Genomic DNA, 25269 nt, shown 5'->3' on the forward strand with positions numbered 1-25269 from the left:
AGTGCCAATGAGTCTTATCAAAAAGGAGAAAAAGATTTAGAAACATTTACGGGAATCCTAGTGTCTCATAGTACATTACAGAGATTAGTAAAGAACCAAGAATTTGAATTGCCTACATCTAAACAAGGAGTCCAAGAAATTACCTTAGATGGAGGTAAAGTCAGGCTACGCACCGAAAACAAGGGTGAGCCATGTTATTGGAAAGATTATAAAGCCCTGTGTTTAGATAATGTTTATTGCGGAGCTTTCTTTCAAAATAATCAAGATTTAATTGATTGGAGTAATAGCCAAAAATTGCTAGACCCTATGTATTGTATAGGGGATGGTCATCCCGGAATTTGGAACTTATTTCAAGAAATTGGAGTGACTGAACAAAGGCAAGAAATCTTAGATTGGTATCATCTGAAAGAAAATCTCTATAAAGCAGGGGGTTCACTGAAACGCTCAAAGCAAGCAGAAAGTCTGTTGTGGTCAGGTCAAGTTAATCAAGTGATAAATTTATTTAAAGACCTGAAAAGAAAAGCATTTAAAACATTTTGCAATTATTTAGAGTTCCATCGCAACCGGATAGTTAACTACCAACACTATCAAGAAGAGTCCCTGAGTTCTATCGGTTCTGGAACAGTTGAATCAACGATTAAACGAATTGGGCTCAGGGTAAAATTATCGGGAGCGCAGTGGAATATCGAGAGTGTTGCCTCTATCCTTTCTCTGCGCTGTGCTTATCTCAATGGTCAACTTTCCACTTGATATATGTGCAAAACTGAGATGCACCCGTTAGTGTCTTCCGGCACGAGGTTGGAGGCCTTAGATGAAAACGTCACAAACCTTCCGTCGGCTGAGATGGAGGGATCGCCGAGCGAGGGAATGTCGGAGCGGTCGATCGCCTGATTGCCTGCTGAGTCAACTGAGACGCGAGTAATAGTCATAAGTCCTCACATTTATTAAGAGTACAAGTTTGGAGATTCTGTGCGACAAAGTAACTAATTCCGGTGAGAATCGGTCTATCTCTAAACAGAGACGAAATCTTCAGAGCCGAGGAGATTGGGAGCAACGCCTGTCAAAGAAGCTAAAACTTCACCGCTGCTGGCTATTCTAATTAATGTGGCGTTAGTTCCAGAGGAAATTGATAGCTGTCCGAAGGTCAAGCCGTTGATTAATTGAATGGTATCTTGAGAGTTGGCGAAATCAGAGATGGTATCAACTCCCAAGCCCGCACCTAAAACAAATACATCATTGCCCGCGCCACCGACAAGATTATCGTTTCCCAAACCGCCGTTGAGGGTGTCAAAACCTTTGCCGCCAGACAGGTTGTCGCTGCCGCCTCCCCCGATAAGAATATCGTTGCCTTGTCTGCCGGTGAGTGCGTCATCGCCGTCAAAACCGTTGATATTATCGCTGCCAGGAGTGCCTGTCAGGTTGTCGTTGCCGTTCGTGCCGTTGATGGCGTTTGGAGAGTTATTGATGCCGCCTGAAGTGTTGCCTATGTCAGCAACGAAGATGTCGCTAGTATTGTTGCTATCTCCCGGCACGAGGTTGGTGGCATTAGAATCAAACACCACAAACCGCCCATCGCCTGAGATGGAGGTAGAGAAGGAGGTGTCGTTCGCCTGATTGCCTGCCCCTGAAACAGAGACGCGGGCGGTGGTGTTGGTTGACAAGTCGCGCACGAAGATATCCCGGCTACCATTAGTGTCCCCGGGCACGAGGTTGGATGCTTCAGATAAAAACGCCACAAACCTCCCGTCGCCGGAGATGGAGGGAATGGCGAAGGAATTGTTGTTCGCCTGATTACCTGCTGAGTCAACAGAGACGCGGGTGGTGGTGTTGGTTGACAAGTCGCGCACGAAGATATCGTTGCGATTGTTAGTGTCTCCCGGCGCGAGGTTGGTGGCATCAGATACAAACGCCACCAATCGCCCGTCAGCCGAGATAGAGGGGAACGACGAGGTAAAGATGTTCCCCTGATTGCCTGTTGAGGAAACAGAGACGCGGGTGGTGGTATTGGTGAATAAGTCGCGCACGAAGACATCGGTAGTATTGTTGGTATCTCCCGGCACGAGGTTGAATGCTAAAGACGAAAACGCCACAAACCGCCCATTGGCTGAGATGGAGGTAGAGAAGGAGTTGCCAATCGCTTGATTGCCTGCTGAGTCAACAGAGACACGGGTGGTGGTATTCGTTAACAAGTCGCGCACGAAAATGTCTTGGCTATTGTTAGTGTCCCCCGGCACGAGGTTGGTAGCAGCAGATGCAAACGCCACCAACCGTCCGTCGGCCGAGATGGAGGGCTTGCTCAAGGGGGGGTTGGAGATACCATTCCCCTGATTGCCTGCTGAGTCAACAGAGACGCGGGTGGTGGTGTTGGTTGACAAGTCGCGCACGAAGACATCCCGGCTACCATTAGTGTCTCCCGGTACTAGGTTGGCTGCATCAGATGCAAACGCCACAAACCGCCCGTCGCCGGAGATGGAGGGGAGGTAGGATTCGCCGTTCCCCGGATTGCCTGCTGAATCCACAGAGACGCGCGTGGTGGTGTTCGTTAATAAGTCGCGCACGAAGATGTCTTGGCTATTGTTAGTGTCTCCCGGCACGAGGTTGGGGGCACGAGATGCAAACGCCACAAACCGCCCGTCGGCGGAGATGGAGGGATCGCCGGAGCCATTGTTCGCCTGATTGCCTGCTGAGTCAACTGAGACGCGAGTAATAGTCATAAACCCTGACATTTAAGAGTAGAAGTTTGGAGATGCCGTGCGGTTGATTGGCATTATTCAATAAGCAGCTCTCAAAGTCAATTCATAAAAGTCATAAGTTTGAGTTCATAAAAGCCATATTTATCAACAAATGTTACCAACACTAGACAAAATAGCCAAACTCATACGCAATCAGCGAGCGAATGATACTTGCCGCAGAATTAAGGAAGTTTTCTGTATTACAAAATCTAATAACTAATTCCCCGCCCGTTTTTGGCAAATTCATCAACTGTTTGCTGCGAAAGTTCGTGAACTGCGATCGCTTGCAATACATCCAAAGGCAATGTCAAATGATGTGCGCCAGCTAATAAAGTCTTTACCGCTTCTTCCGGCGATTTAATGCTAGCTGCCAAAATCTCAGTATTAGTTCTGTGCAACACATTTGCCATATCCCGCACTAAGGCAAAACCGTCTCCTAGGAGTCGGGTGGCGCGATTCACGTAGGCGATCGCATATTTAGCCCCCGCTTCTGCTGAGACAACTGCTTGTGATGCGCTGTATATCGCCGTCACCGCGCAAGGAATGGACGGTGACAAATGCGCTACTGCTTGGAAACCCGCAGCCGTTGCTGGAACTTTCAAAACTGTTTGCCGCCCAATTAATTCAAAAGCGGCTTTTCCTTCTGCTACCATGCCATCAACATCAGATGCCATTAGCTGATAATACACTTCCCCAGGAATCAGTTGTGCCAGTTGTTTAAGGGTTTGCTCAGGAGATAACTCGCTTTTTGCCAAAAGTGTCGGATTAGTAGTAATTCCCGCTATCCATCCGAACTTGCTCGCCCGTGCGGCTTCCGCTACAATTGCAGTATCAACATAAATTGCCATCAGCTCTACACCTTCAGTTTGTTAATATTTCCCAGACGGTTGCTTGCAGATTGATATAAATCCGAGCGAAATTAATTGTTAATCTTTAACAATATCAGAATCTGGGAAATATTACTGTTAAGTAAATATAACACTTCAGTGATGTGCATCATCGGTAGTAGTGCGTGAGTTTTGAATTTAACAGGACTTAGGCTCCCAAACCCCGTTTCTTACAAAAAATTGGTGGAGGACGACCTATCTGTGAATAAATCGGCTTTCGGAGGAAAATTGGCTAAGTGCTATTTAAGATAGCTAACAACTGAAATCACAACTTTTAAGTCAGTTGGTAACTGCGATTGTCGGGTAAGGAAAACTTGACTCCCCAAATCCCGGATACAAAGAAATTACATTTGTATTAAGGGTTATGTATGCAATAACTCCAGGAGGTGACTCAGAAAATGACCGAAGAAAAAAATCAGCAGCCACAAGTCAGCCTTGAGACATCTTCTGAACAACCTCAGTTGGAAAATTCAGCAGAAACCGCTGAAGAATTATCGATAAATCTTAAGTCGGAAACTCTGTCTCAAACGGTGGAAAATAACGCCGAAGACCGTTTGAAGGCTCTAGGTCGCTTAATGATGGTGAGCTTAACTTGGTCGCTGGCGGGGCTTTCCAAACGCGAGTAACTTATGGAACACTACCGCAACGGGCGAGTTATGATTTGTGAGTTGTGTTGTAAGTTTTGTTTAACTCAAAACTTACAACTCCCGGACTTACATGATGTTCGGTTAGTTGTAAGAAAACCAGTTTTTAGTGAAGACTTTAGTCCTTAAAGCAAAAACTAAAGTTTTCAACAGAGCACTCATAACTTTTCTTTAATTCCTTCAAACGGCCCCAAAAAAGTCGGTTCGGGACGGGTAACGCGCACTTCCCAAAGCGCTTTGAGGACTGCCAAAAATTCGCGGAAACTGTAGCGAATCATGCCCTTTTGGCGAAATTTGCCCCAATCCGGCGTTCCTAAACCGATCGCCTCTACGCCCAACTGGCGGCAGGTATAAACAGCGCGGGCTAAGTGAAAGTTTTGGGTAACTAAAACAGCCTGGGTTATGCCAAAAATCTCTTTCGCCCGGTAGCAACTTTCATAGGTGCTAAATCCGGCATAATCGAGAATAATATTATTAGTCGGTACGCCCTGGGCTTCGGCGTAGTCCTGCATTGCTTGGACTTCGTTGTAATCGACGCTGCTATTGTCTCCTGTCATCAAAAGTTTGTCCACTCGCCCCGCTTTGTACAAATCGACGGCTGCTTGGACTCGATCGGCTAACATGGGGGTTGGAGTGCCGTCTTCCCAAACTCCGGCACCAAAAACTATAGCGATGGATTCAGCAGGCACGTTAGCTATATCGCTGTGGCGGTAGTTGCGAGTAACAAGTCGGACGTAGTAGTTGAGGGCTAGGGGTGTGAGCACTGAGGTTAATATTAACAGCCCGATGGCAAGGCGCCATTGAAATATAAAGGATTTAGGCCACATAAATTCAAGTTAACTTCCTATATAATTACACAAACAGGAAACTTCCCGGGTCGAAAAATTATCAAGTTACCTAATTTACATTATATTGAGAAAAATATGATTCAACAACAGCAAAACTTTGAATTGCTGGAATCACTTTTATGGGAACCCAAAAACGGCTATTTTTTGCTAGACAGACATCTTCAAAGATTACAGCTATCGGCTGATTATTTTAATTTCCCCCTATCGCTAACAGAAGCAAGCAAAGCTTTACAAGCATTAAGTATGACTTGCGGGTTAGTCAAACAAAAAATACGGTTAACAATATCTTGTGAGGGAAACATAAAATTACAAGCTCAGACACTAGATAGCGGTATCTTAAAAATCGGTGCATCTGTGGGAATTGCCCGCAAACCGATCGATTCTCAAAACCCATTTCTTTACCACAAGACAACTTACCGATTGCCTTATACAATGGCTTTGGAGTCGCAGCCCGAATATCAGGATGTCTTTCTGTGGAATCAAGATGGAGTTATCACCGAATCCACGATCGCCAATATCGTGCTCGATACACCCGCAGGTCTCATCACACCTCCCATCCAGTGCGGTTTATTACCGGGGACGTTTCGTTCTCAACTTTTAGAGGAGGGAAAAATCAGAGAAAAATTAATTACCTTAGATGATTTGCACAGTACCCAAACTCTATTTCTCATTAACTCCGTTAGGGGTTGGATACGCCTCAAAAAAGAAGCAAGCCGAGATGTTTGGAAAGTGGTCAGTAATGGCTGATATAACGCTTTCAAGCGATTTTAGTAGGGTGCGAACTGTGCACCTTACTACTACAGATAGTGTCAAAATTGACTCGTAGCGTAAGTCCTGAAAGTGTTAACCATAGTGCAATCTATTATGAAACAAATACAACCTTGGCATTGGCGAAAGCTTCCCCTAAATCAGCGCAGCGGCTCTGAGATTTTTCAAACTTTATTTCTCGGTCAAAATGCCGACAGTGCAGGCTCAATATCGGATTGTGTCCCCCGCGATATGGCCGTTCTCCTAGAAAGTCCAGTTACATCTTCTACTAACTTGGCACGATATTCTATTTGTGCAGGTTCTCCCCGGATAATTGATGGTCAATCTCAGCTATGGACACCGCCAGTCGGTGAAATTTTACCTTTTTTGCGCGCTCTTTTGGACTCTCAAAAGCAAAATTTAGCAGTAAATGTACCGCCGGAAATTCCTTTTACTGGGGGTTGGTTGGGATGGCTAGGTTATGATTTAGCATGGGAAATCGAACACCTGCCCCAACTCAATACCGATCCGCTTCCTTTCCCGGTTAGCTGTTGGTACGAACCAGAATCTTTTGCGGTTTTAGACCATCAAACGCAAATTCTCTGGTTGGCTGCGAGTCAACCTTCTCACCTCGATGTTATGCAGCATCAATTAGAGCAAACTGATCGAGAAATAATCGAGAATAATTTACCTGAAAATTATCAACAAAATTCCGCTACTCCTATTTTTAAACTATCTCAGAGTCAGTATAAAGAAATAGTGCAAAAAGCTAAGAAGTATATTCATGCGGGCGATATTTTTCAGGCTAATTTATCTTTGCGGTTTGAAGCCCGTACAGATTGCAGTAGTTGGTCAATTTACCGCGCTTTGCAACGGATCAATCCTTCGCCTTTTGCAAGTTATTGGCAAACTCCGTGGGGGGCGATAGTTAGTTGTTCGCCGGAAAGACTGGTTCAATTATTAGAAAAAAAAGTGGATACTAGACCGATCGCGGGAACGCGACCGCGAGGTTTAACCTGCATTCAAGATGAGCAGTTAGCACAGGAATTAATAGAGAATATCAAAGAAAGAGCCGAACATATTATGTTAGTTGACTTAGAACGCAACGATATCGGGAGGGTGTGTGAATGGGGTTCAGTAAAAGTTAACGAATTTCTGACGATTGAACGCTACAGTCACGTGATGCACCTCGTCAGTAATGTTATCGGTACATTAAGAGGAGATTGCGACGTGATCGACTTGATTCGAGGGGTATTTCCGGGCGGTACGATTACAGGTTGTCCGAAAGTGCGCTGTCTGGAAATCATCGAAGAATTGGAACCCGTGAAGCGCAATTTATTTTACGGTTCCTGCGGTTATTTGGACTGGCGCGGCAACCTGGATTTAAATATTTTGATTCGCACCCTTTTATATGCCCCAAAAAGTGACGGTACGACCGGGGGAGTTGTTTGGGGACAAGTGGGTGCCGGGATTGTTGCTGATAGCGATCCGGAAAGGGAATGGCAGGAGTCGCTGCATAAAGCTCAAGCTCAAGTTAATGCTTTGAAATTAGCGAAAATATTTGATTAGATGCGTGTTAGATAAATCGACTTGTTAAGATTATTGAAGATTTATATCCCCGATTTAATTTTAATGTAATAGCGAGTGAAACAGAGCGAAAACAAAAGATTTCTTCTAGTATTAATGTTAGGGAACTGTTGGTAGGGTGTTGCCTAATAGTTTTTTTAGCGATCGCACTGTGAGTCAGATTCTGGGTGAACTCATGGATATTAGACGAGACTGCCAAAGCTGGTTAGCTGTTGGATAAGCTCACTATCACGCGATCGGAAAGGAAAAGCACAAGCAATTAACAAAGCCCCTCAATGGCTGATTCCTGCCATAATTTATGAGACTTCTTCAACCATTGTTGTGGGGCAGGCAGGATGCCTGCCCAAGACTTGCTTTTCACTCCTATGTCTATTGATTGTCGGAACCTACGGCCTCAGAAATAGAACTAAATCCGCGTTCTTCTAACTTTTGCAACAACCCTTGTAGAATCCGACGCACCATCCAAGGTCCTTCGTAAACCCAACCCGTGTAGACTTGAATTAAACTTGCACCGGCAGCTATTTTTTCCCAAGCATCTTCGGCGGTGAAAATGCCACCAACTCCAATTATGGGCAATTCGCCTTTTGTATATTGCCAGATAAATCGGATTACTTCTGTCGATCGCTCTCGCACTGGAACCCCGCTAATTCCCCCGGCTTCTTCGGCGATTGGTTTGCCTGTTTCTCGCAATATTTGTGTTTTCAATCCATCGCGGCGGATGGTGGTATTTGTGGCGATAATTCCTGCTAGTTGGTAGGTTTTTGCTAAGTCGAGGATTGATACGATCGCCTCCGACTCCAAATCCGGCGCAATCTTGACTAAAATTGGCTTGCTTCCCTGATTTTCTTGTTGCAAAATTTCCAAAATTGTGCTTAGCCCAGCAGCATCTTGGAGCGATCGCAACCCAGGCGTATTCGGAGACGAAACGTTCACTACAAAATAGTCGCCCCAATCTTTCAGCAGCTTAAAACTCTCCAAATAGTCGGCTGCGGCTTGCTCTAACGGTGTTACCTTAGATTTACCGAGATTGATGCCCAAGGGGAATGGGGACTGAGGCATGGGGCGCGAGGCATCGAATTTTGAGTGTTTCTGTGCTGCCTGAAACCGGGCTGCCATTGCCGCGGCTCCTTGATTGTTAAATCCCATGCGGTTGAGGGCTGCACTGTCCTGAGTCAATCGAAATAAGCGAGGTTGGGGGTTTCCCGGCTGTGGTTGACAAGTGACAGTGCCGAGTTCGGCAAAGCCAAAGCCAAAATTTGCCCAAATATCGGCAGCTACGCCGTTTTTATCAAATCCGGCGGCTAAGCCGACAGGATTGTTAAAGCTCAGTCCCCACAAAGATTGTTCGAGGCGAGAATCTTGGACTCCCAAAGATTTCTGCAATCGCCAGAGCATTTGGCTGGTTGCGGGGTTTGACTGGGTTCTGGCTGCGAGTTCGAGAACTTGGAGAGTGCGGTTGTGCAGCCACTCGGCATCGGTTTTCAATACGGAAAACAACAGCGGGCGTACACTTGATTGATAAATATCCAATGATTTGTACTGGGGCAATTTACAAATTAGAAATGAGAAGGGAAATAAAAATATTCAGGAGCAGACAGTGAAGGCGAAGTTTTTACTTCAACTTCGATCGGCTTTATCCAATGTTTTAGATTGAGGGATAAGTGAGACGATTATATTATAAGTTGATTCTTTTGTATTTTATTTTTTTGAATTTTTAAGTTAGTAATTTTAAATTAGACAAAGGTGCGGGGAAGCTTGGAAATGGGGCAGCAGCAAAGACCAAAGGATTTAGACGAACAAATCGCGACCCTAGAGCGCGTTCTCCAGACTCTCCGAGAAGAGGAGAATGTGGAAGTGCTACTTTCGACCACACTCGGTTACTTGCAAACCGAATTTGACTGGCCGTTGATTTGGATCGGGTTGTACGATCGACAGGCCCACAGATTGTTCGGCAAAGGTGGCATAACTCCTAACGGCGACCTGTCTTTTCTCAAACAGCGCTTTGCTCTGAGTCCGGGGGATTTGCTGGAACAAGTGGTGATTCAACTCCGGCCGGTGGGAGTCCCGGATTTGCGATCGGAAAGTAGAGCCGGAGAATGGCGCAAAGCAGCTCAAACTTTCAATATTCAAGGCACGACTCTGTTTCCGCTCCGCTACAAAGACCGCTGCTACGGCGTGATTTTGCTCGGGACTGACGTGTGGGGAGCGTCGCCAAAGTCGGGGGAAAAAACGCAGTTGGCGATCGTATTTGGAGCGCTGGCAACTGCTCTTTACCAAATAGAAAAAGACTGGCAGCGACAACAAGTTAAACACCCAGACGAGTCTCTTTTAGCGCTGATTTCGCAGTTGGGGGAACTGCGCTCGCTCGACCAATACTTGCAAGCGGTGGTCGAACAAACTCATGAATTTATCGAGCCGACGCGCACCAATGTTTATTGGTTCGAGCGAGAGCGGCGCTATTTTTGGCGCCGAGTCAGCAACCGCGAAGTTGCTCCGGGTTTGGGCGGGCCGAGCCGAGCGGCTTCGGGCATCACCGTTCAAGACTTGGGCGAATTTTATCAGGCTTTGGGCAGGCAAGAAATGGTTTGGATCGGTGAATCTCAAAGTTCTCTGAAAACTGAGCTGACGGGGCGGTTGATGCAGCAAATCCGCGCTCGCTCTCTGTTGGCTGCGCCGATTGTTTCAGAAGGAGAATTGTTGGGATTTTTGGCAGTCGAAGCCGGCGAGCCCCGGATTTGGCAAGACAATGAAAAGCATTACCTGCAGGGAGTGGCGCAGTTAGTGGCTCTGACGGCTCCTGTGTCGGAGATGGAGGATAAAATTCAGCAAATTGAGATTGATCGAGATTTAACTGCGGGAATAGCTCGCGCCATCTACAGCGATGCTGACTGGGAGGCGACTTTGAAAAATACCGCCGAACAGTTGTGCGAGCGGCTCAAATGCGAATACTTTTTGCTGCTGCTGTACGGCGAAGAACAAAATCGCTTTGAAATTGTCTGCCAAAATCTGCCCCGCAACCGCAGGTCAGTGCCGTCGCCGCTCAACGCCCTCGATGTGGCTGACGTGGGGCTGTTGCAAGAAAGCGAACCTGTGGCTATTGAAAATTGGGAGGAAGACGGGCGGTTGAGCGCTTGGCGGGAAGTGTTGGGGGAGGCGGGGGTGCGATCGCTTTTGGCATCGACCACGAGGGGGAAAAAGAAAGAGGGAGAAAACCCGAATCTAAAATCGAAAATCGCCAATCGAAAATCGATCGAGGGTTTGCTGGTTGTCGGACACAATGCAACTCGCACTTGGAGGCGATCTGAGCAAGAATTAGTTCGGCTAGTGGGCCAACAGCTAGGATTGATCCTGCACTCCTGGCAGCAGAGTGCGGAAATCGACAAATATCAGCAATTTGAGCGATTGCTCAAATCGGGTTTGGCGGTTTTGCACCATTCTCCTGATGAGCAATCTGAGCAAGAGATATCTGCTGCTTCACCGACGATGTTCCCAGAGTTGCCGCTACAAAAGCTCGATCGTAACTTTGCTCAACACGTTTCCCAGACACTTTCCTGTCCTTTAGTCGCCCTAATTACTTGGAATCCGGGTCAGGAGGAAGGTTCCATCGTGGCGACGGTAGCTGCCAATCCCGTATTTGCCCTCAATCCCGAGGCGGTGATTCCTGTCAAAACAGATGCCTTGATCCAACAAACCCTGGCAGAATCGGGCGTGCTGCAACAGAGCACGAGCCAACTGCCGCTGGCGACGAAGCGGTGGCTCCGCAGTCCGGGAATTGGCGAGATTCTGACGGTGGCGCTGCGGACTGCCCCAGAACACGCTGCGGCGGGCATTGTGGTGGCTGCGGACGCTCCGGGCCGCCAGTGGTCGGAGTTGTCGGTGAGTTTACTCAGCTCGATGGCGTCTCAGTTGGCTTGGTGGCACAGGTATTTGGCGGTGCAATCGGCCCAGGAGTCGCAGCGATTGGATCTGGAGCTGCTCAACTGGTACAAACAGCGCCGTTTTGAGGAGTTTTACCGCACTGTGGGAGCGGGGGTGAAGGAGTTGGGGGAGTTGAGTCAGTCGATTTTGCAGTCGGCGAAGGAGCAAAAGGATGCTCTGAAAATTTTGCGCTACCAACAGGTTTTGCGGCAAATTGGCAATGCTTTGGGGTCAACTCATCTGCTGCTGAAACAGGAACAGTGGCGGCTGCAATTCGGACAAGATGCGGTGCCTGTGAGCGCTTGGCTCAGGCGATCGCTCGATCGAACGGCCTCCCTGGTCAAACAGTCGCAAGTCTTGCTGGAAGTGCACAGAGAAATTGCTGTGTCGATGCCTGCGGGTCAGACTTTGAGCGTTCGCGGCGACAGCATCAAGCTCGATTTGATACTGTGCGAATTGCTGGCGGCGGCTTGCAGGCGCTCTGCTGTTGGCGCCAAGATTGAGATTCGCTCTCAGTTGTTGGGAGAAGATTGGCTAGAATTGTCTGTGAGCGATAGCGGCGCGTGCGATCGACACTTAATTGCTGCCTTCAACAGCGGTTCCGGGCCGGACATATTAGCCGTTTCTACTTCCAATAGGTCGATCGTGCAAAATCTCTTAGTTTATCAGCGAGCGGTACGCTTAATGGGGGGAAACTTTTCTATAGAAATGTTAGAAAACAATTTAATTGTGGCTCGTTTAGTGCTGCCCCTAGCCAATTCTTAAAATTCTGTACGGGCGAGTTCACCCTATCTGCAATTTACATACTAGGTAGTTATAAACCAGCCCCAACCCAACTTCTAGCGGTAAAGTGCTTCAGGTGCACCCTATATAATTAGGTTCTGCGTCCAAGAGTGGATGATTGATATCAACTCCGCTTGTATTAGATCGAGTTCTGTTATGGAGTAAGATTAAATGAACCGCGAAGACGCAAAGAGCACGAAGGAAGAACTGCATCTTCTTCTTTCTCTTCCTTCGCGTCCTTTGCGCCTTCGCGGTTTAATCATTCCGATGTAACCGGATGCGATATATAGCCATCCTAAATCATTTGTGAATTTCTTACTCCCTCCCCTTGATAAGGGGAGGGTTGGGGTGGGGTCAAAAATTTACGACTCCTGCAAGGATTGCTATAACATCCAAGGTATTAAAAACCCTCTGCCTAAACCGATGAAGTAACCGTTTCCGCCGCCTCAGAACTCGGGAAAAACCTTTGAGTAATCCAAGCAGTTACAATATGAGAAAGCAATCCCATCGGCCCAGCAAAAAAACACAAAGCCAAAGAATGAACCGTCCAAACTCCTGTCCGCTGTCCTTCCAAATAAATCCAGCGCCCGACAAACAAGTCCATCACTAAAAAATGTATCCATCCCGTAGCCGCCGCCGTTTCCTCCCCCAGAAACTTAGCAATATCTGCTAGCTTGGGATTGGACAAAGCAGCCGCATTTTCCGCAGTCAGACTGCTACCAAACAAATATATGTACAAAACGGCTAGCACTGCAAACGGAATAAAGGAATTCATCACTTTTCGGGTAATTCCCCAGTTTGGTAATAAAATCATAATTGCCCAGAAAGGCACAACGAACAGATTACCGACATTAAAAATTAGTTCTGGTGTCATAGTTGGCTCTTGGCTCCTACGAATGCAATTCAATTAAGCATCTTAAGATTACTTTACACAATTTTTGCTGAAATTTCTCAAAACCCGAAAAAAATGTCATTCACAAATGAAATAGAATTGCTATACTTATCTAAAATTTAAAATCTCGCATCTAAAATCGATTAAGGCAGCACAGCCCATGACAACTTATAATAACTTTCCCGATTTGTGCCAGCAAAAAGAGAATCTCTCGCTTGATGCTAAACATACGGTAGAAATACTGTTGCAAATATCAGACACTTCCGAGTGCGATCGAGCCAACGCACTGCTTTCTAATACAACAGAACTTAACCTCAAAAATCTTCAAATTACCGATATCAGTCCCCTCTCATCTTTCACTAAACTTACTAATCTTATCCTCGGCAGCAATCGAATATCTGACCTCGCTCCCCTGCAATCTTTAACCAATCTGAAAACTTTGATTATGGATGTTAATCAAATCTCAGATATCAGCCCGCTTTCATCTCTAATAAATCTGACTCAACTCGTTCTCGATACCAATCAAATCTCCGATATCAGTCCCCTAGCAGGTCTAACTAATCTTACCGCACTTGTCTTGTTTGACAACAAAATTTCCGACCTCACTCCGTTGCAAGCTTTAACGAACTTAAATGCGCTGATCCTCTACAACAATCAAATTTCTGATCTCGCTCCTTTGACAAATTTGACTGCACTCGATACACTATACCTTTACAATAATAAAATATCGGATATCACCCCGCTGGCTTCCTTAAAAAATCTGACTACGCTGTTTCTCTTCGGAAATGAAATATCTGATATTACTCCGTTGAAAGCTCTAACTAAATTAAATAAATTGGTTTTATTCCAAAATCAAATATCAGATATTACTCCTTTGACATCGCTCACTAATTTAATTGAACTAAACCTCGGTAACAATCAAATATCCGACATCAGTCCGCTGAAATCGTTAACTAATTTGACTGAACTTTATCTGTTCAACAACCCGATTTCGGATACCAGCGCGCTACAAGCTTTAAATAATTTATTTTTACTAGACTTGTACAACAATCAAATCTCTGATATCCGTTCCCTGCAATCTTTGCAAAAGTTAACTACCCTGGACTTGCGCGGGAATCCCATTGTTAATAAAATTTGCCCTGTCAATCCTGAATCTATATGCCGGTTTTAATTATTAAGGCCGAGGCAAGATGGCAGTTTATAGAGTATAATGGCAAAGGTCAATATTAGGAGAAAGTGATGAGCGGACACGATGCTTTGATGTTAGGATTGCTGCTGTTGCCCGGTTTGGCTTTGTCGATCGCAATTCTGGGCGCTTTTGCCGCTGGTGGATAATCAGTCTTTAGCACTCATCAGCGCTCCAGCAAGCAGTTTACTGGTTCCGAGAGGGCGGGTTTATCTATTTGTTGAGTTGCCGGAAATATCTTGGGCAAAACCCGCCCGCTTCCTCTACCACTTTACAAAAATTGTGCTGTCACATCGGAATTTACCAAAGTATTCGCGCACAAAATACCCGATGCTGCGACGGCGGGGACGCCAATTCCCGGCATGGTGCTGTCTCCCACCCGATACAAGCCTTTGACTGGTGTTTGCGGCCCGGGAAATGAGCCTTTTCCGGCGGCAATTGCAGGCCCGTAAGTTCCTTGATATCGGCGCAAAAATCGGGCGTGGGTTAGCGGTGTGCCGATCGACTCTAAGACTATCCGCGATCGCAAATCGGGTATAATTTTTTCTAAAGCTTGAAACAGAGATTGCGATCGCTCTTGCTTTTTCTGCTGATACAATTCGCCATATTCCCAACCTTCGTAAGGTTCCAATGTATAAGCGTGAATGGCGTGATGTCCCGGCGGCGCCAGAGTTGCATCCCACACCGTGGGAATCGAAATCATGCAAGTATTTCCGGGTACTGTAATGTCAATCTTGCTGTCGTGAACGACGACGTGGTGGCCGGTCAAACCTTCGAGGCCTTCGGCTTTAATTCCTAAATGCAGGTGCATGAAACTCTCTACTGCGGGCATCGACAAAGCCCTTTTGCGGTAGCTTTCCGGCAAATCTTCTGGTCGCAGTAATTTTGTATAAGTATCCCAGACGGTGGCATTTGAAATAACAATTGGGGCGCGGATAATTTCGCCATTTTGCAAGCGAACTCCGGTGGTTTTGCCGGATTCAACTAATATTTGCTCGACAGAAGTTCCCAGGCGCAACTTTCCTCCCCAGCGCTGCAAACCTCTGACTAAAGCATCGACGATCGCACCGCTGCCACCTACAGGATATTCGATCGCACAGCGCGATCGTTCACCAATCATAAAAGCTATTTCCGGGGCGACAGTTCCGTGCGCTTTCAAACCCGACAGCAAAAAGCACTCCAAATCGATCAAACGCCGCACCCAAGGATCGCGCACATCGCGATCCATCAAGGAACCGGCTGAACCCGCGATCGCACCTACTAGCGGCAACAGCTTCAGCAAAGCAGGCGAGTACCGAGACAGCAAAACAGGTATTAACTGCCAGTCGGATCTCAGCGCTAAAGCCGGAATTCCACGCAAAGCTTCATACAAAACTAATAAATTTTGTTGAAATTGCTGCAATTCTACAGCACCTTGCGGTGCGAACTTAGCTACAGCATCTAAGTAACTTCTCGCATCAGCATAAATCGGTAAACTTCCCTCTGGAAAATGGTAATGCCCCAGGGGATCGTAGGAAATTGCTGCGATCGATTCCTCCAAAACATCAAAAACTTGCCGCAAAGGATTGAACGACCGGGGGTCAGTCAAACCGCAATAAAAAGAAGGCCCCGAATCAAAGTGAAATCCCCGGCGCGAAAAGCTGTGAGCTGCCCCGCCCGCTATTGTGTGGCTCTCGCAGACGAGCACCCGCTTGCCGTAACGAGCTAGCATCGAGCCTGCGACTAAGCCGCCAATACCGCTGCCAATTACGATCGCATCAAAGTCTTGCATTTATCAAATGTGGTATAATTGTATTATTTCTTGCTGAGTGTTGACAGGGTATTTTTATGGGAGGAAAACTATGAAAGCTTTATCTATTTTAGATGAAGTTGTTCGCGAATTAGAACAAGACGTGAATCTCTCGCGCATTAAAAAAATAATATTTTTTGCTTGTAAAGAGTCCTGGGAAAACGATCCGGCCCAACTCGCCAGCGCAGATGTAAGGATTTTAATTGAAGAGCTGTGCGCCAAGTACAGCAGGTTAGAAGATATTGAATCAGTTTTAAATAGTATAGTCTCTAAGGTTAATAAAAAAACCGAGTATGCTTTAGTAGCAGACCTCATAGTCTGTCAACTTAGCAGGCTGTATGAATTTGAAGATTTCACAAAATTAGAAATAAACATATCTAGTTTTGGCGGTCAGGAAGCTCCCGCATTTGAAGAGCACTTTAGTTCGGAAATACCCAGCAGCAGCGAAGAAAGTGCAAGGAACCCCGGCAAATTATTTGATGTCCGACAAAAAATTTTGCAGCAAACAAATCCGCTGAGGGCGAAAATCCTAATTTTTTCTACTCTTTATCACCAGTTTACTTTTAGCGATCGCGACTGGCTACTGCTGAAAACTCAAGAACTTGACAATCTACTGCGACAACTGTTTAATGTCTGTGGCAGCCTAGCCGAACTCGAATCTCGATTGTACACAACTGCTAGCAATCTTGACAACCGAGATGAAAACGACCAAGCTGCGAGCGTAATCATCAAAGCGATGAATCCTTGTTACGCAAAAATGCAACAGGAAGAACCGGATGAAGCCGAATCTTCGGCTAGCGAAGATTACGATCAGACGCATTTAAACAACAGTGTTTATGAAGAGAGCAAGCTGGTGGACAGGCGCACCGATTATTTTGATCCAGGCGAGATTACTCACATCCTTCAAGCTGCTCCAACTCACTATCATTATGACCCCCAAAAGAGTTACTTAGTCCCGGACACGGCAGAAACTGTACAGTTTAAAGAAGCCGAAACCAGCAATAATTATGCTACCGATTTCAGACAGGAAATGGTAGAAACATTCCCAGTAGCAGAAATGGCGACTATTATCGAAACTTTAGAACCGGCGGCTCCTGTTATTATAAATATTAGCGATTCCATCAAACGCAAGTTGGAATTGGAAGAAGAAATGACAGAATTAGTCAGTCAAAGTGCTAACTCCGCAACGGCGCAAATAGAAAATATATTCACCAAGTTAGAAGCTGCTTTGAACGGAAAATTTTCTACGGGAAGTGCAGAGGATCGTTTGTACTGGAAATATAAAAATCTCAGAGAGTATGTAGGAAAAGTTCAGAAGTTTACCGATAAAATGCTGGAAATTTTGATCGAATTGGAGTCAAAAGAAAGCAGTAAATATCCTTCTGAAATCACAGAAGACCTGGATGACAATATTTTAGACATACCGCAGGAAAACTCTAGCCATAAAGCAAATCAGTATCAGCTTCTGGAAATGGCAAAGCAAGGCAAACCAAAGGCGATCGCCCAATTGATTAATCAATTGCTACAGCCTAAAGGAATTGCTGCTACAGCGGGATTTAAAGATGGTTGGCTCCATGTAATTCTGGAGTCTGCTGAAGTACCAAACCAACAAGCTACAGCTACATACATTCACAAAAAACTGTGTACTTTAAAATCCAAATATCTTACTCATGTGAAAATTCACGGGCGACAGTTAGGTAGCAAAACAGTCTTTTGGACTCAAGAATTTGTCAATCAAACTCATTAAATGCCCCGACTCAAGTCTGAGGCTACACAAACTAAGTCCACCTGCGTCAACTGAAATTCAAGAAATTTCATCAAATTTCTCAGACTCAAGTCTGGGGCTACAAAAACTCAGTCCGCCTGCGCGAACAGAAATTTAAGCAGTCTAGAAATAGCAGATTGTACCTAATTAACAACAAAAACAAATATGAATGCCAGCGAAATTTTAAGGCGATATACATCAGGAGAACTAGATTTTCAAGGTATGAATCTCCGAGGCGTATACCTGAGCGGTGCCGATTTAATTGGCGTCAATTTAAGCAGTGCTGACCTCTGGGGTGCAAACTTAGCGATGTCGTACCTGAGCCGAATTAACCTTCAGCGCGCAAATTTAACTAATGCAAAGCTGTGCGGTGCTAACTTAAATCAAGCAAACTTGAGCGGAGCAAATTTGTCCGATGCAGACTTCCACGGAGCGACTTTGCAAGGTGCAGACTTTCGCAAAGCTAACATCTCTTTGGCAGTTTTTATTGATGCAAATTTGAGCGATGCAGATATGCGAGGTGTGAATTTGCAAGGTGCAGATTTGCGGGGTGCGTGCTTGCGGGGTGCAAATTTGCGGAAGGAGCTGCGGCTTTTTGAGGGTGCAAATTTGCGGGGTGCAAATTTGCAAGGTGCAGATTTGCGGGGCGTCAATTTGCAAGGTGCAGATTTGAGTAAAGCTAATCTCAGTCACGCTAATTTGACTGAAGCATTTCTGGGAGAAGCAAATCTGACTCAGGCAAATTTGAGCGAAGCTATTTTAGATGGCATATTTTTGACTGAAGCAACTTTGGTAGAAACAAATTTTTCCTGGGCTGTAATGGCTAATGCTAAGTTGGAAAGAGCTGTGTTACTTGATGCTGAATTGGCTGGCGCTAATTTGCGCGGTGCATTTATGACTGATGTAAAGTTGAGCAATGCTAATTTAATTATGGCTGACTTGAGTCGAGCTAATTTGGTGCGGGCTGATTTGAGTCGAGCTAATTTTAATCAGGCCAATTTGAGTGAAGCTGATATGACTGATGCTTACCTGGCTAGAACAGATTTGCGGCAGGCAATTTTGCACCGCACAACTTTGATTAGGGCCGATTTGAGCACTGCTAATTTATCAGGTGCTCAGTGGCGCGGTACAATTATGCCGAATGGAGAAATGCACGGGTAATTACTTCTAGTAGCAATTTAAGGCTGTCGCCAAAATAGTTAATCTTCGACCCTGTGATTTAACAATTATGAGTAAAAATAAGCTGGGTAGGAGAGCCGTCATTAATTTAATAGTTAAGGCCATTTTGTAGAATTCAAAACGGGAGGGCAATGCTGTGTTAGATACAGGAAAAATTTTACAAGAACGTTATCAATTGCAACAGCGTTTAGGACGCACAGCGGCCGGTCATCAAACTTGGCTAGCAGTGGATTTAGAGTCTCAAGAACAGGTGACGCTGAAAATGTTAGCTTTTAGCCCGGAAATGCACTGGGAAGAACTCAAGCTTTTTGAAAGAGAAGCACAAGTTTTGCAGGCGCTAAATCATCCCCGCATTCCTTGCTATCGAGATTATTTTTCCCTAGAGCGGGAAGCCGGAGCAGGATTGCCTTGGTTTGGCTTAGTGCAAGATTATATTCCGGGATTTTCACTTCAGGAATTGTTAGAAAAAGGCAAGAAGTTTTCAGAAAAACAAGTCCGAAAAATTGCCACTGAAGTGCTAGAAATTTTAATTTATTTGCATGAATTAAGCCCCCCAGTTTTGCACCGAGATATTAAGCCGAGTAATTTAATTTGGGGGGAAGATCAGCACGTTTATCTAGTAGATTTTGGGGCGGTACAAGCTCAAGCGGCGGTGACAGGTGTAACGTTTACAGTGGTAGGAACGAGTGGCTATGCACCCTTAGAACAGTTTTGGGGGCGGGCGGTGGCGGCTTCGGATTTGTATGCTTTGGGAGCTACTTTAATTCATTTGTTAACGGGGATGACTCCTGCGGATTTGCCACAGAAAGATTCTCGGATTCAGTTTAGCGATCGCGTGAGTGTGAATCCCACTTTGGTAAGCTGGATTGAGAAGATGACGGAAATCGCCTTAGAAAAGCGTTTCAGCAAGGCTAGAGACGCTTTAGCAGCTTTGAAATCGGGAAACATACAAGGGGCTAATCTTCAAATTCCGACTGTTTGGAAAATTGCTAAACCGCCTCACAGTCGCATTCAAGTTAGCAAATCAGCAACGGAGTTAAACATTAAAATTCCGTCTACTTTAGTCAGAAAGCCTTTTTTCTGTGTTTTTTTAATAGGAATATTAATTCTACTGTTATTGCAGCCGATAACCTTACTATTGGGGGAACCAAATTTCTATACGGGATTAGGATTGTTTACGATTATAGCAAGTACAAGTATCTTACTTAAGATTGTGGGCAATGGTAATAAAATTACATTTAACCGGAACTACTTTAAACTGGAACATCAGATATTTGGTTGGAGTTATTTAGGACAAAGGGGGGAACTTTCTGATATTTTGGGTGCTTTTATATACAATACTTCTTTTTTTGGGGGTAATCAAATCAGAATTCGTTCAGGCAACTATACAGGAACTTACTTTTATGTCTTAGGGAACCATTTGAAAGAGGTTGAGGCGGCTTGGTTAGCGCAAGAAATTCAAGATTGGTTAAATTTAAGATAAATTATTGTAGGGCGAAGACTAGGTGATTAATTTTTTTGTAGAATAGACCTCTCGCAACTAAAAATGGGTGACGCACTCACTTATAGGGGGTCTAAAATACAGCAGATTCCAGGTTCATTAAGTACAGTAGCAACAGCTTGTAAACCAGACTGCTCGATCAAAAAAATGATGCTACTTTAAAAGAGTTATGCCAAGGCTTTCAAAAAAATACCCGAATTAAAGTCAGTATATCTTATTACGCGATCGCCCAAAAAACATTAAATTTTAATTCAAATTTATCCCTTCACAGGCAAAACGATCGCAAACTCAGTGCCAACTCCCGGCTCGCCATTCACCTCGATGCTTCCGCCATGTTTTTCTACCGCAATCTGGTGGACAATTGCCAACCCCAATCCAGTTCCTTTGCCCACACCTTTCGTCGTGAACAAATGGTCGAATATCTGCTGTTTAACTTCCTCTTTGATTCCGGTGCCGTTATCAGCAATTTGAATTTTAATGTACCCCTCGCCGACTATATCCGTGCAAATCGTGATGCGGTTGGGATTGGCGGTAATTTCACTAAAACTGCGGCCTATATTTGACTCTTCTAAGGCATCGATCGCATTGGCAAGGATATTCATGAAAACTTGATTCAATTGACCGGGAAAACATTCGATTTTAGGGAGATTGCCGTATTTAGTTATCACTTCGATCTGCGGGCGGTGTTCGTTTGCTTTGAGGCGGTGTTTCAAAATCAAAATCGCGCTATCAATGCCTTCGTGAATATTAAAAGGAACTTTGTAGTCTTTGTCGCCTCGGGAGAAGGTACGCAAACTGTTGCTGATGCTGCAAATGCGCTCGCACCCGAGTTGCATTGAATCAATCATCTTCGGTAAATCTTCCAAAAGATAATCGAGGTCTATCTCTTCCGCGTGGTCTGCTATTTCGGATTGCGATGCAGCGGAGCGATACAATTCTAAGTGTTCGATAACATCTTCCAAACTTCTTTTACCTTCGCTTAAATTGCCAGAAATAAACCCAATCGGATTGTTAATTTCGTGTGCGACTCCCGCGACTAAATTACCCAATGCCGACATTTTCTCATTTTGCACGATTTGCAGTTGTGCTTGTTGTAAATTTTTTAAAGTTCGTTCTAGCTGTTGATTTTGCTCTTGCAAAAGTTCCGCTGCTCGCTTGCGCTCAGTGGCATCAACACCCAAACCAATAATCCCGATCGTCTCGCCCTGGGAATTTTTTAACTGCACTTTCGTGATTTCTAAATCGTGTAGTTTGCCGTCAACAAATCTGAGAATTTCGCTGGAGTAATGCGGCAAATCTTGAGCAAGGCAGGCGGCATCGGAAACCAGACAGCCCGCTGCATTCTCCCCCAGTATATCTTTATAATGATCGACAGCTAGGAAATCGCTCAGAGGCACACCCACATCTTGAGAAAATGTCTTGTTCAAAAACTGTACTTTACCACTGGGATTCACCATCCAAATCCAAATCGGAGCGACATCAAGAATCGCTTGGAGCATTTTCTTCTGATCGGCAAGCTGAGCTTCGGTTCGGCTAATTTTTACTAGCGATCGCTCTAATTGTTGGTTGTAATCCTGATATTTTTTATAGAGCAGAGCATTTTGCAAACAGATGGCTGCCTGGGAACACAGTAGATTGAGAAGTTGCAGGCGATCGCGGGTAAAAACTCTTGCGGTTAAGCGATTTTCCAGATACAAAATGCCGACTAAGTTGCCTCGATCGAGAATCGGCCAACACAACAGGCTCTGCGGTTGGTATTTGAGGATGTAGGAGTCGGAATCCCAATCACGTTGTTGAGCGAGATCCCGAACAATCACAGGTTTCAATAAATTTTTAACGCAGTCAACAATTTTGAGGGGCAAGATATCTCTGTTTTCATCGAGTGTTGCGGATGATAAGTCGATCGCCCACTCGACTCCCGAATTGTCGAGCGCGCTGGTAGCCGCGATTTCCCATTGATTGCCGTTTGGCAAAATCAGCGCTCCTTTGTCAGCTCCTGTATTTTTCATCGCCAGTTGCATCAGTTTGGCAATCAGTCGATCGAGTTCTCTTTCACTAGAGAGCGCTTGACAAGCTTTTAGCAGTGTTGAAAAATTCCCGAAATCTGAGACGCTCGCCGAAACAGACGGATGAATGGATGGATGAATGGATGGATGAAGCGATTGATTTGGCCCCGCAGGTGTTGGAAAATTTGCTAATGGGTTTGCAGGAAGTTTGGCGGGTTCTAAAATCGGTTTTAATAATTGAGGATAACGTTTTTCTAAGTCATCAATTTTTGCTCTATCTCCCCAGCGGACATAGCAATCATAGGCATCTATCATGTAGAGTCGGGCAATTTTTTCTCTTCCCAATGACAGGTAAAACTTAGCAGCGAGTTCGCCGGCCAGAGCTTCTTCATTGACATATTCGTTAGCTTTAGCTCCGGTAATAGCTCGATCGTACAGTTCCATTGCTTCGGCTGTCTGTCCCAAAACGCCCAGCAATTCTGCCTCAACCAGATCGAACTTGTGTTGGTAATTGATCGGCGTATGGTGCGCGAATTCTTTTAGTTTTTTCTGACTAGCCCCAACCCGCTTAAGGATTTGTTGGCGCTCCGCCGGTGCGGCATCTGCATAGATTGCCAAATCTGCCAGCGCATCATAAAAGTCGTGCATCATCGTTACTAGCATCAAAACACAATTCCCAAGATAAGGTTTGCCTCCATTTCCCCTGTCGATTGGCTACGGATTACGGCGCGAATATATCCCGAATCCGTGGCCTCTTTTTGCTAAAATTTATACACCTCCATGTGGCAGATAACAGTTAAGATTAATTGGAAGATTGGAAGGTTTAATGTATTTGTAAATAACCTGGCTGCGTTCGAGTTCGTCGAGAATGTCTGTGCGGTTGAGGACTATTTCTACCCATCCAATTAACGGTCGCTAATGCAACTTTTTTGGATTTTGGCAACACCGCGTCCTGGAAATCCTCAGCCACAACGACGTAGGTTTGAGAATTTTAGCGGCGGGTGGTTGGTCTTTCTCCGGCACGAACCGATCGATAGCCGATCGACAATCTGTGTACAATTGCGCGATCGGGCGATATCCCGGTATTACCGCAGTGAAATCTACTACATCTACTGTTGCGTCCATATCACCTGACCTCAACTCCGACATTAGCTTGACAAAACTTAGTGTATCTATCTTAGGGCATAAACCGCATAATTTTTGATCGCCCGATCGAAAATTCCAATTGTCTGTTAATGAACAACATTTTATACTTTGGCGATCGCGATTAAAGCTTTTTACTTACGTATAAGTTTCTCCTGTTAATCTCAAATGCGATTCAATGAACGCGAAATACCGTATAAACACCGCAGTTTCCTGTCGGGAAAAATACAATGGGTAATTAATTGAATTTAATATAGCTCGATCGCCCAAATTTCCGCGAAGCGGCTCAAAAAGTTAATACCTTAAAAAGTCCAAATACAATCTATAGAAATTATAAAGAATCCGTCGTGAAAGCAGTGGCACTCTAGTCCCCCCTACAAAAGGACAGAATCGTTGCATTGTGGTGAAACTCCCCCTCCACTCTACTTCCGGCCTAATAGCCCTCCCAGGGGTTAAAACCAAATCAAATAGTAATAGGCAGTAGTCTTCACATGACTTTACGTAGATTCCGACAGAGGTTAAAACCCCTGTCGGAATCTAGCTTCCCGAGAAGGAAACAGCGTTATTTGAAATTAGTCGATCGCGTCTGCCGCTGTTTGTGCCACTCGTTGAGTTATGTCAATATCTCGATTCACTTTCTAGCAAATATTCTCCGAGGCATCTTCAGCGTTCTATCTGGCATCTCGCGCTGCATCATTGATATTTTCTTGGCCGCCGCTGGTACCATATCTCAGCGACTCAGTACCCTCTGCTGCTCTTTCTTTGGCTCCCGCAGTGGCTTCTTTAACAATATCTTTTGCTCCCTTCAAGCCTTCGCGAGTGTTTTCTTTAAGATTAGCAAAGCCTTGTTTGGTTTTGTCGCCAAAGTTATCAGCTTTGCTCTGGGCGGTGCTAGCATCTTCCTTCACCTTGTTCCCAATTTGGCCGAGTTTGTCAGGCGCGTCGTCCGCTACCCGCCGCACGTTTTCGCCTACATTGCTGCTAGATTTGGTGTCAATGCGGTGCTGCGCTTGCTCTTTGAGAAGCTGAGCTTTTGCTTCTTCTGTTGTTACCTTTTTGTTTCTGGGATCGACATCGCTGTAGTCGTTCATGCCGCCTTTGAATTCGGAAGTTACAGCCCCTGAAGGCACTTCTTCTCTAATTTGGTCGGCAGTTTTTCCTATCCTCGCATCACCTTGTCCTGCGATTACATCAGTTTTTCCTGCCGTCACATCAGGGCGGCTGCAGGCCGTACTCACTAATACTAAAATGCCAGCCAGAAACACTGTTAAAATTTGTACAGCTCGAATTTTTTTCACAAATGCAGTTAGTCTCTTCATAAAAATGCTCCTTTCTATTGTGATAGGCTCAAATGCCTGGTGGTTCTGTAGATGGTTAGCATTACAAAATTAGGCACTTAAACACTTTTTTAGTTTACGAAGAGAAACAGCAGCTTTTCATCTATCTCAAGTTAGATTTCTCAAGTTATAGTACAAGGAAGAAGGAAGAACGAATGGACAATCCTCAATCTTCTACCAATTATTAAAAATCTCAGCACCCCGCGCCCGACACGGCAATGTCCTTTCCCTATAGGGCTGTTTGGTTCTCCGTGCCGGCAGTATATATTGAAAGGTTTTGCATTTTCGGCTCAAAAAAAACCTTCTAGTCAGGAACTAGAAGGAA

The 25269-nt window shown here is 45.2% G+C and carries 19 protein-coding genes; 9 read left to right on the forward strand and 10 right to left on the reverse strand.

Features of this window, described 5'->3' with window-relative positions; genetic code table 11:
- A partial coding sequence (locus tag QUA62_RS08840) for an ISKra4 family transposase (protein WP_333403476.1) occupies positions 1-750 on the forward strand: 750 nt, incomplete at its 5' end.
- On the opposite strand, the gene QUA62_RS08845 is transcribed toward QUA62_RS08840, so the two are convergent.
- From QUA62_RS08845 to QUA62_RS08855, 3 genes are all read right to left on the reverse strand, one after another.
- A complete protein-coding gene (locus QUA62_RS08845; protein ID WP_333403477.1) occupies positions 735-929 on the reverse strand; it encodes a hypothetical protein in 195 nt (64 codons plus the stop codon). The two genes, QUA62_RS08840 and QUA62_RS08845, sit on opposite strands and share 16 nt — an antisense overlap.
- An 81-nt stretch (positions 930-1010) precedes the next feature.
- Positions 1011-2714, reverse strand: coding sequence for a calcium-binding protein (locus QUA62_RS08850; protein WP_333403478.1), 1704 nt, complete (start codon positions 2712-2714; stop codon positions 1011-1013).
- A gap of 227 nt (positions 2715-2941) precedes the next feature.
- Complete coding sequence (locus QUA62_RS08855) at positions 2942-3580, reverse strand: transaldolase family protein (protein ID WP_333403479.1); 639 nt, start codon at positions 3578-3580, stop codon at positions 2942-2944.
- A gap of 437 nt (positions 3581-4017) precedes the next feature.
- Between QUA62_RS08855 and QUA62_RS08860 the strand changes: the two genes are divergently transcribed.
- Entirely contained in the window at positions 4018-4245 is a 228-nt protein-coding gene (locus QUA62_RS08860) for a hypothetical protein (RefSeq protein WP_190658920.1), read from the forward strand.
- A 176-nt stretch (positions 4246-4421) separates the two neighbouring features.
- Here QUA62_RS08860 and QUA62_RS08865 read toward each other — a convergent pair whose 3' ends face one another.
- Positions 4422-5090, reverse strand: a complete 669-nt coding sequence (locus QUA62_RS08865) for an ElyC/SanA/YdcF family protein (protein WP_333403480.1) — start codon at positions 5088-5090, stop codon at positions 4422-4424.
- 96 nt (positions 5091-5186) lie between these two features.
- Here QUA62_RS08865 and QUA62_RS08870 point away from each other — a divergent pair, with 96 nt between their 5' ends.
- Together QUA62_RS08870 and QUA62_RS08875 are read left to right on the forward strand one after the other, a co-directional pair.
- Positions 5187-5858 (forward strand): aminotransferase class IV, encoded by a 672-nt coding sequence (locus tag QUA62_RS08870; protein WP_333403481.1) that lies wholly within the window; start codon positions 5187-5189, stop codon positions 5856-5858.
- Between the two features lie 117 nt (positions 5859-5975).
- Positions 5976-7427 (forward strand): anthranilate synthase component I, encoded by a 1452-nt coding sequence (locus QUA62_RS08875; protein WP_333403482.1) that lies wholly within the window; start codon positions 5976-5978, stop codon positions 7425-7427.
- Between the two features lie 387 nt (positions 7428-7814).
- Here QUA62_RS08875 and QUA62_RS08880 read toward each other — a convergent pair whose 3' ends face one another.
- Positions 7815-8975: a quinone-dependent dihydroorotate dehydrogenase gene (locus QUA62_RS08880; RefSeq protein ID WP_333403483.1), complete on the reverse strand. Its 1161-nt coding sequence runs from the start codon at positions 8973-8975 to the stop codon at positions 7815-7817.
- Between the two features lie 231 nt (positions 8976-9206).
- Between QUA62_RS08880 and QUA62_RS08885 the strand changes: the two genes are divergently transcribed.
- Complete coding sequence (locus tag QUA62_RS08885) at positions 9207-12128, forward strand: GAF domain-containing protein (protein WP_333403484.1); 2922 nt, start codon at positions 9207-9209, stop codon at positions 12126-12128.
- 433 nt (positions 12129-12561) lie between these two features.
- Here QUA62_RS08885 and QUA62_RS08890 read toward each other — a convergent pair whose 3' ends face one another.
- Positions 12562-13020, reverse strand: a complete 459-nt coding sequence (locus QUA62_RS08890; protein WP_006635816.1) for an ABA4-like family protein — start codon at positions 13018-13020, stop codon at positions 12562-12564.
- Between the two features lie 178 nt (positions 13021-13198).
- Here QUA62_RS08890 and QUA62_RS08895 point away from each other — a divergent pair, with 178 nt between their 5' ends.
- A complete protein-coding gene (locus tag QUA62_RS08895) occupies positions 13199-14209 on the forward strand; it encodes a leucine-rich repeat domain-containing protein (protein WP_333403485.1) in 1011 nt (336 codons plus the stop codon).
- A 286-nt stretch (positions 14210-14495) separates the two neighbouring features.
- Here QUA62_RS08895 and QUA62_RS08900 read toward each other — a convergent pair whose 3' ends face one another.
- Positions 14496-15995 (reverse strand): NAD(P)/FAD-dependent oxidoreductase, encoded by a 1500-nt coding sequence (locus tag QUA62_RS08900; protein WP_333403486.1) that lies wholly within the window; start codon positions 15993-15995, stop codon positions 14496-14498.
- Positions 15996-16065: 70 nt separating this feature from the next.
- On the opposite strand from QUA62_RS08900, the gene QUA62_RS08905 reads away from it, so the two are divergent.
- From QUA62_RS08905 to QUA62_RS08915, 3 genes are all read left to right on the forward strand, one after another.
- On the forward strand, positions 16066-17760 hold the full coding sequence (locus QUA62_RS08905; RefSeq protein ID WP_333403487.1) for a hypothetical protein: 1695 nt from the start codon (positions 16066-16068) through the stop codon (positions 17758-17760).
- 183 nt (positions 17761-17943) lie between these two features.
- On the forward strand, positions 17944-18939 hold the full coding sequence (locus QUA62_RS08910; RefSeq protein WP_333403488.1) for a pentapeptide repeat-containing protein: 996 nt from the start codon (positions 17944-17946) through the stop codon (positions 18937-18939).
- A 154-nt stretch (positions 18940-19093) separates the two neighbouring features.
- On the forward strand, positions 19094-20440 hold the full coding sequence (locus tag QUA62_RS08915) for a serine/threonine-protein kinase (protein ID WP_333403489.1): 1347 nt from the start codon (positions 19094-19096) through the stop codon (positions 20438-20440).
- A gap of 275 nt (positions 20441-20715) precedes the next feature.
- Here the strand turns inward: QUA62_RS08915 and QUA62_RS08920 are convergent, their stop codons facing one another.
- The 3 genes from QUA62_RS08920 to QUA62_RS08930 form a co-directional block, all read right to left on the reverse strand.
- Positions 20716-23127 carry an ATP-binding protein gene (locus QUA62_RS08920; RefSeq protein ID WP_333403571.1) on the reverse strand — a complete coding sequence of 804 codons (2412 nt, stop codon included), beginning with the start codon at positions 23125-23127 and terminating at the stop codon, positions 20716-20718.
- Between the two features lie 252 nt (positions 23128-23379).
- Positions 23380-23589 (reverse strand): hypothetical protein, encoded by a 210-nt coding sequence (locus QUA62_RS08925; protein ID WP_333403490.1) that lies wholly within the window; start codon positions 23587-23589, stop codon positions 23380-23382.
- A 689-nt stretch (positions 23590-24278) separates the two neighbouring features.
- Entirely contained in the window at positions 24279-24926 is a 648-nt protein-coding gene (locus QUA62_RS08930) for a DUF6658 family protein (protein WP_190736232.1), read from the reverse strand.
- Between the last annotated feature and the right edge of the window lie 343 nt (positions 24927-25269).

It is taken from the genome of Microcoleus sp. MON1_C1 (assembly GCF_036701945.1).
In the GTDB taxonomy this organism is placed as follows: Bacteria; Cyanobacteriota; Cyanobacteriia; order Cyanobacteriales; family Microcoleaceae; genus Microcoleus.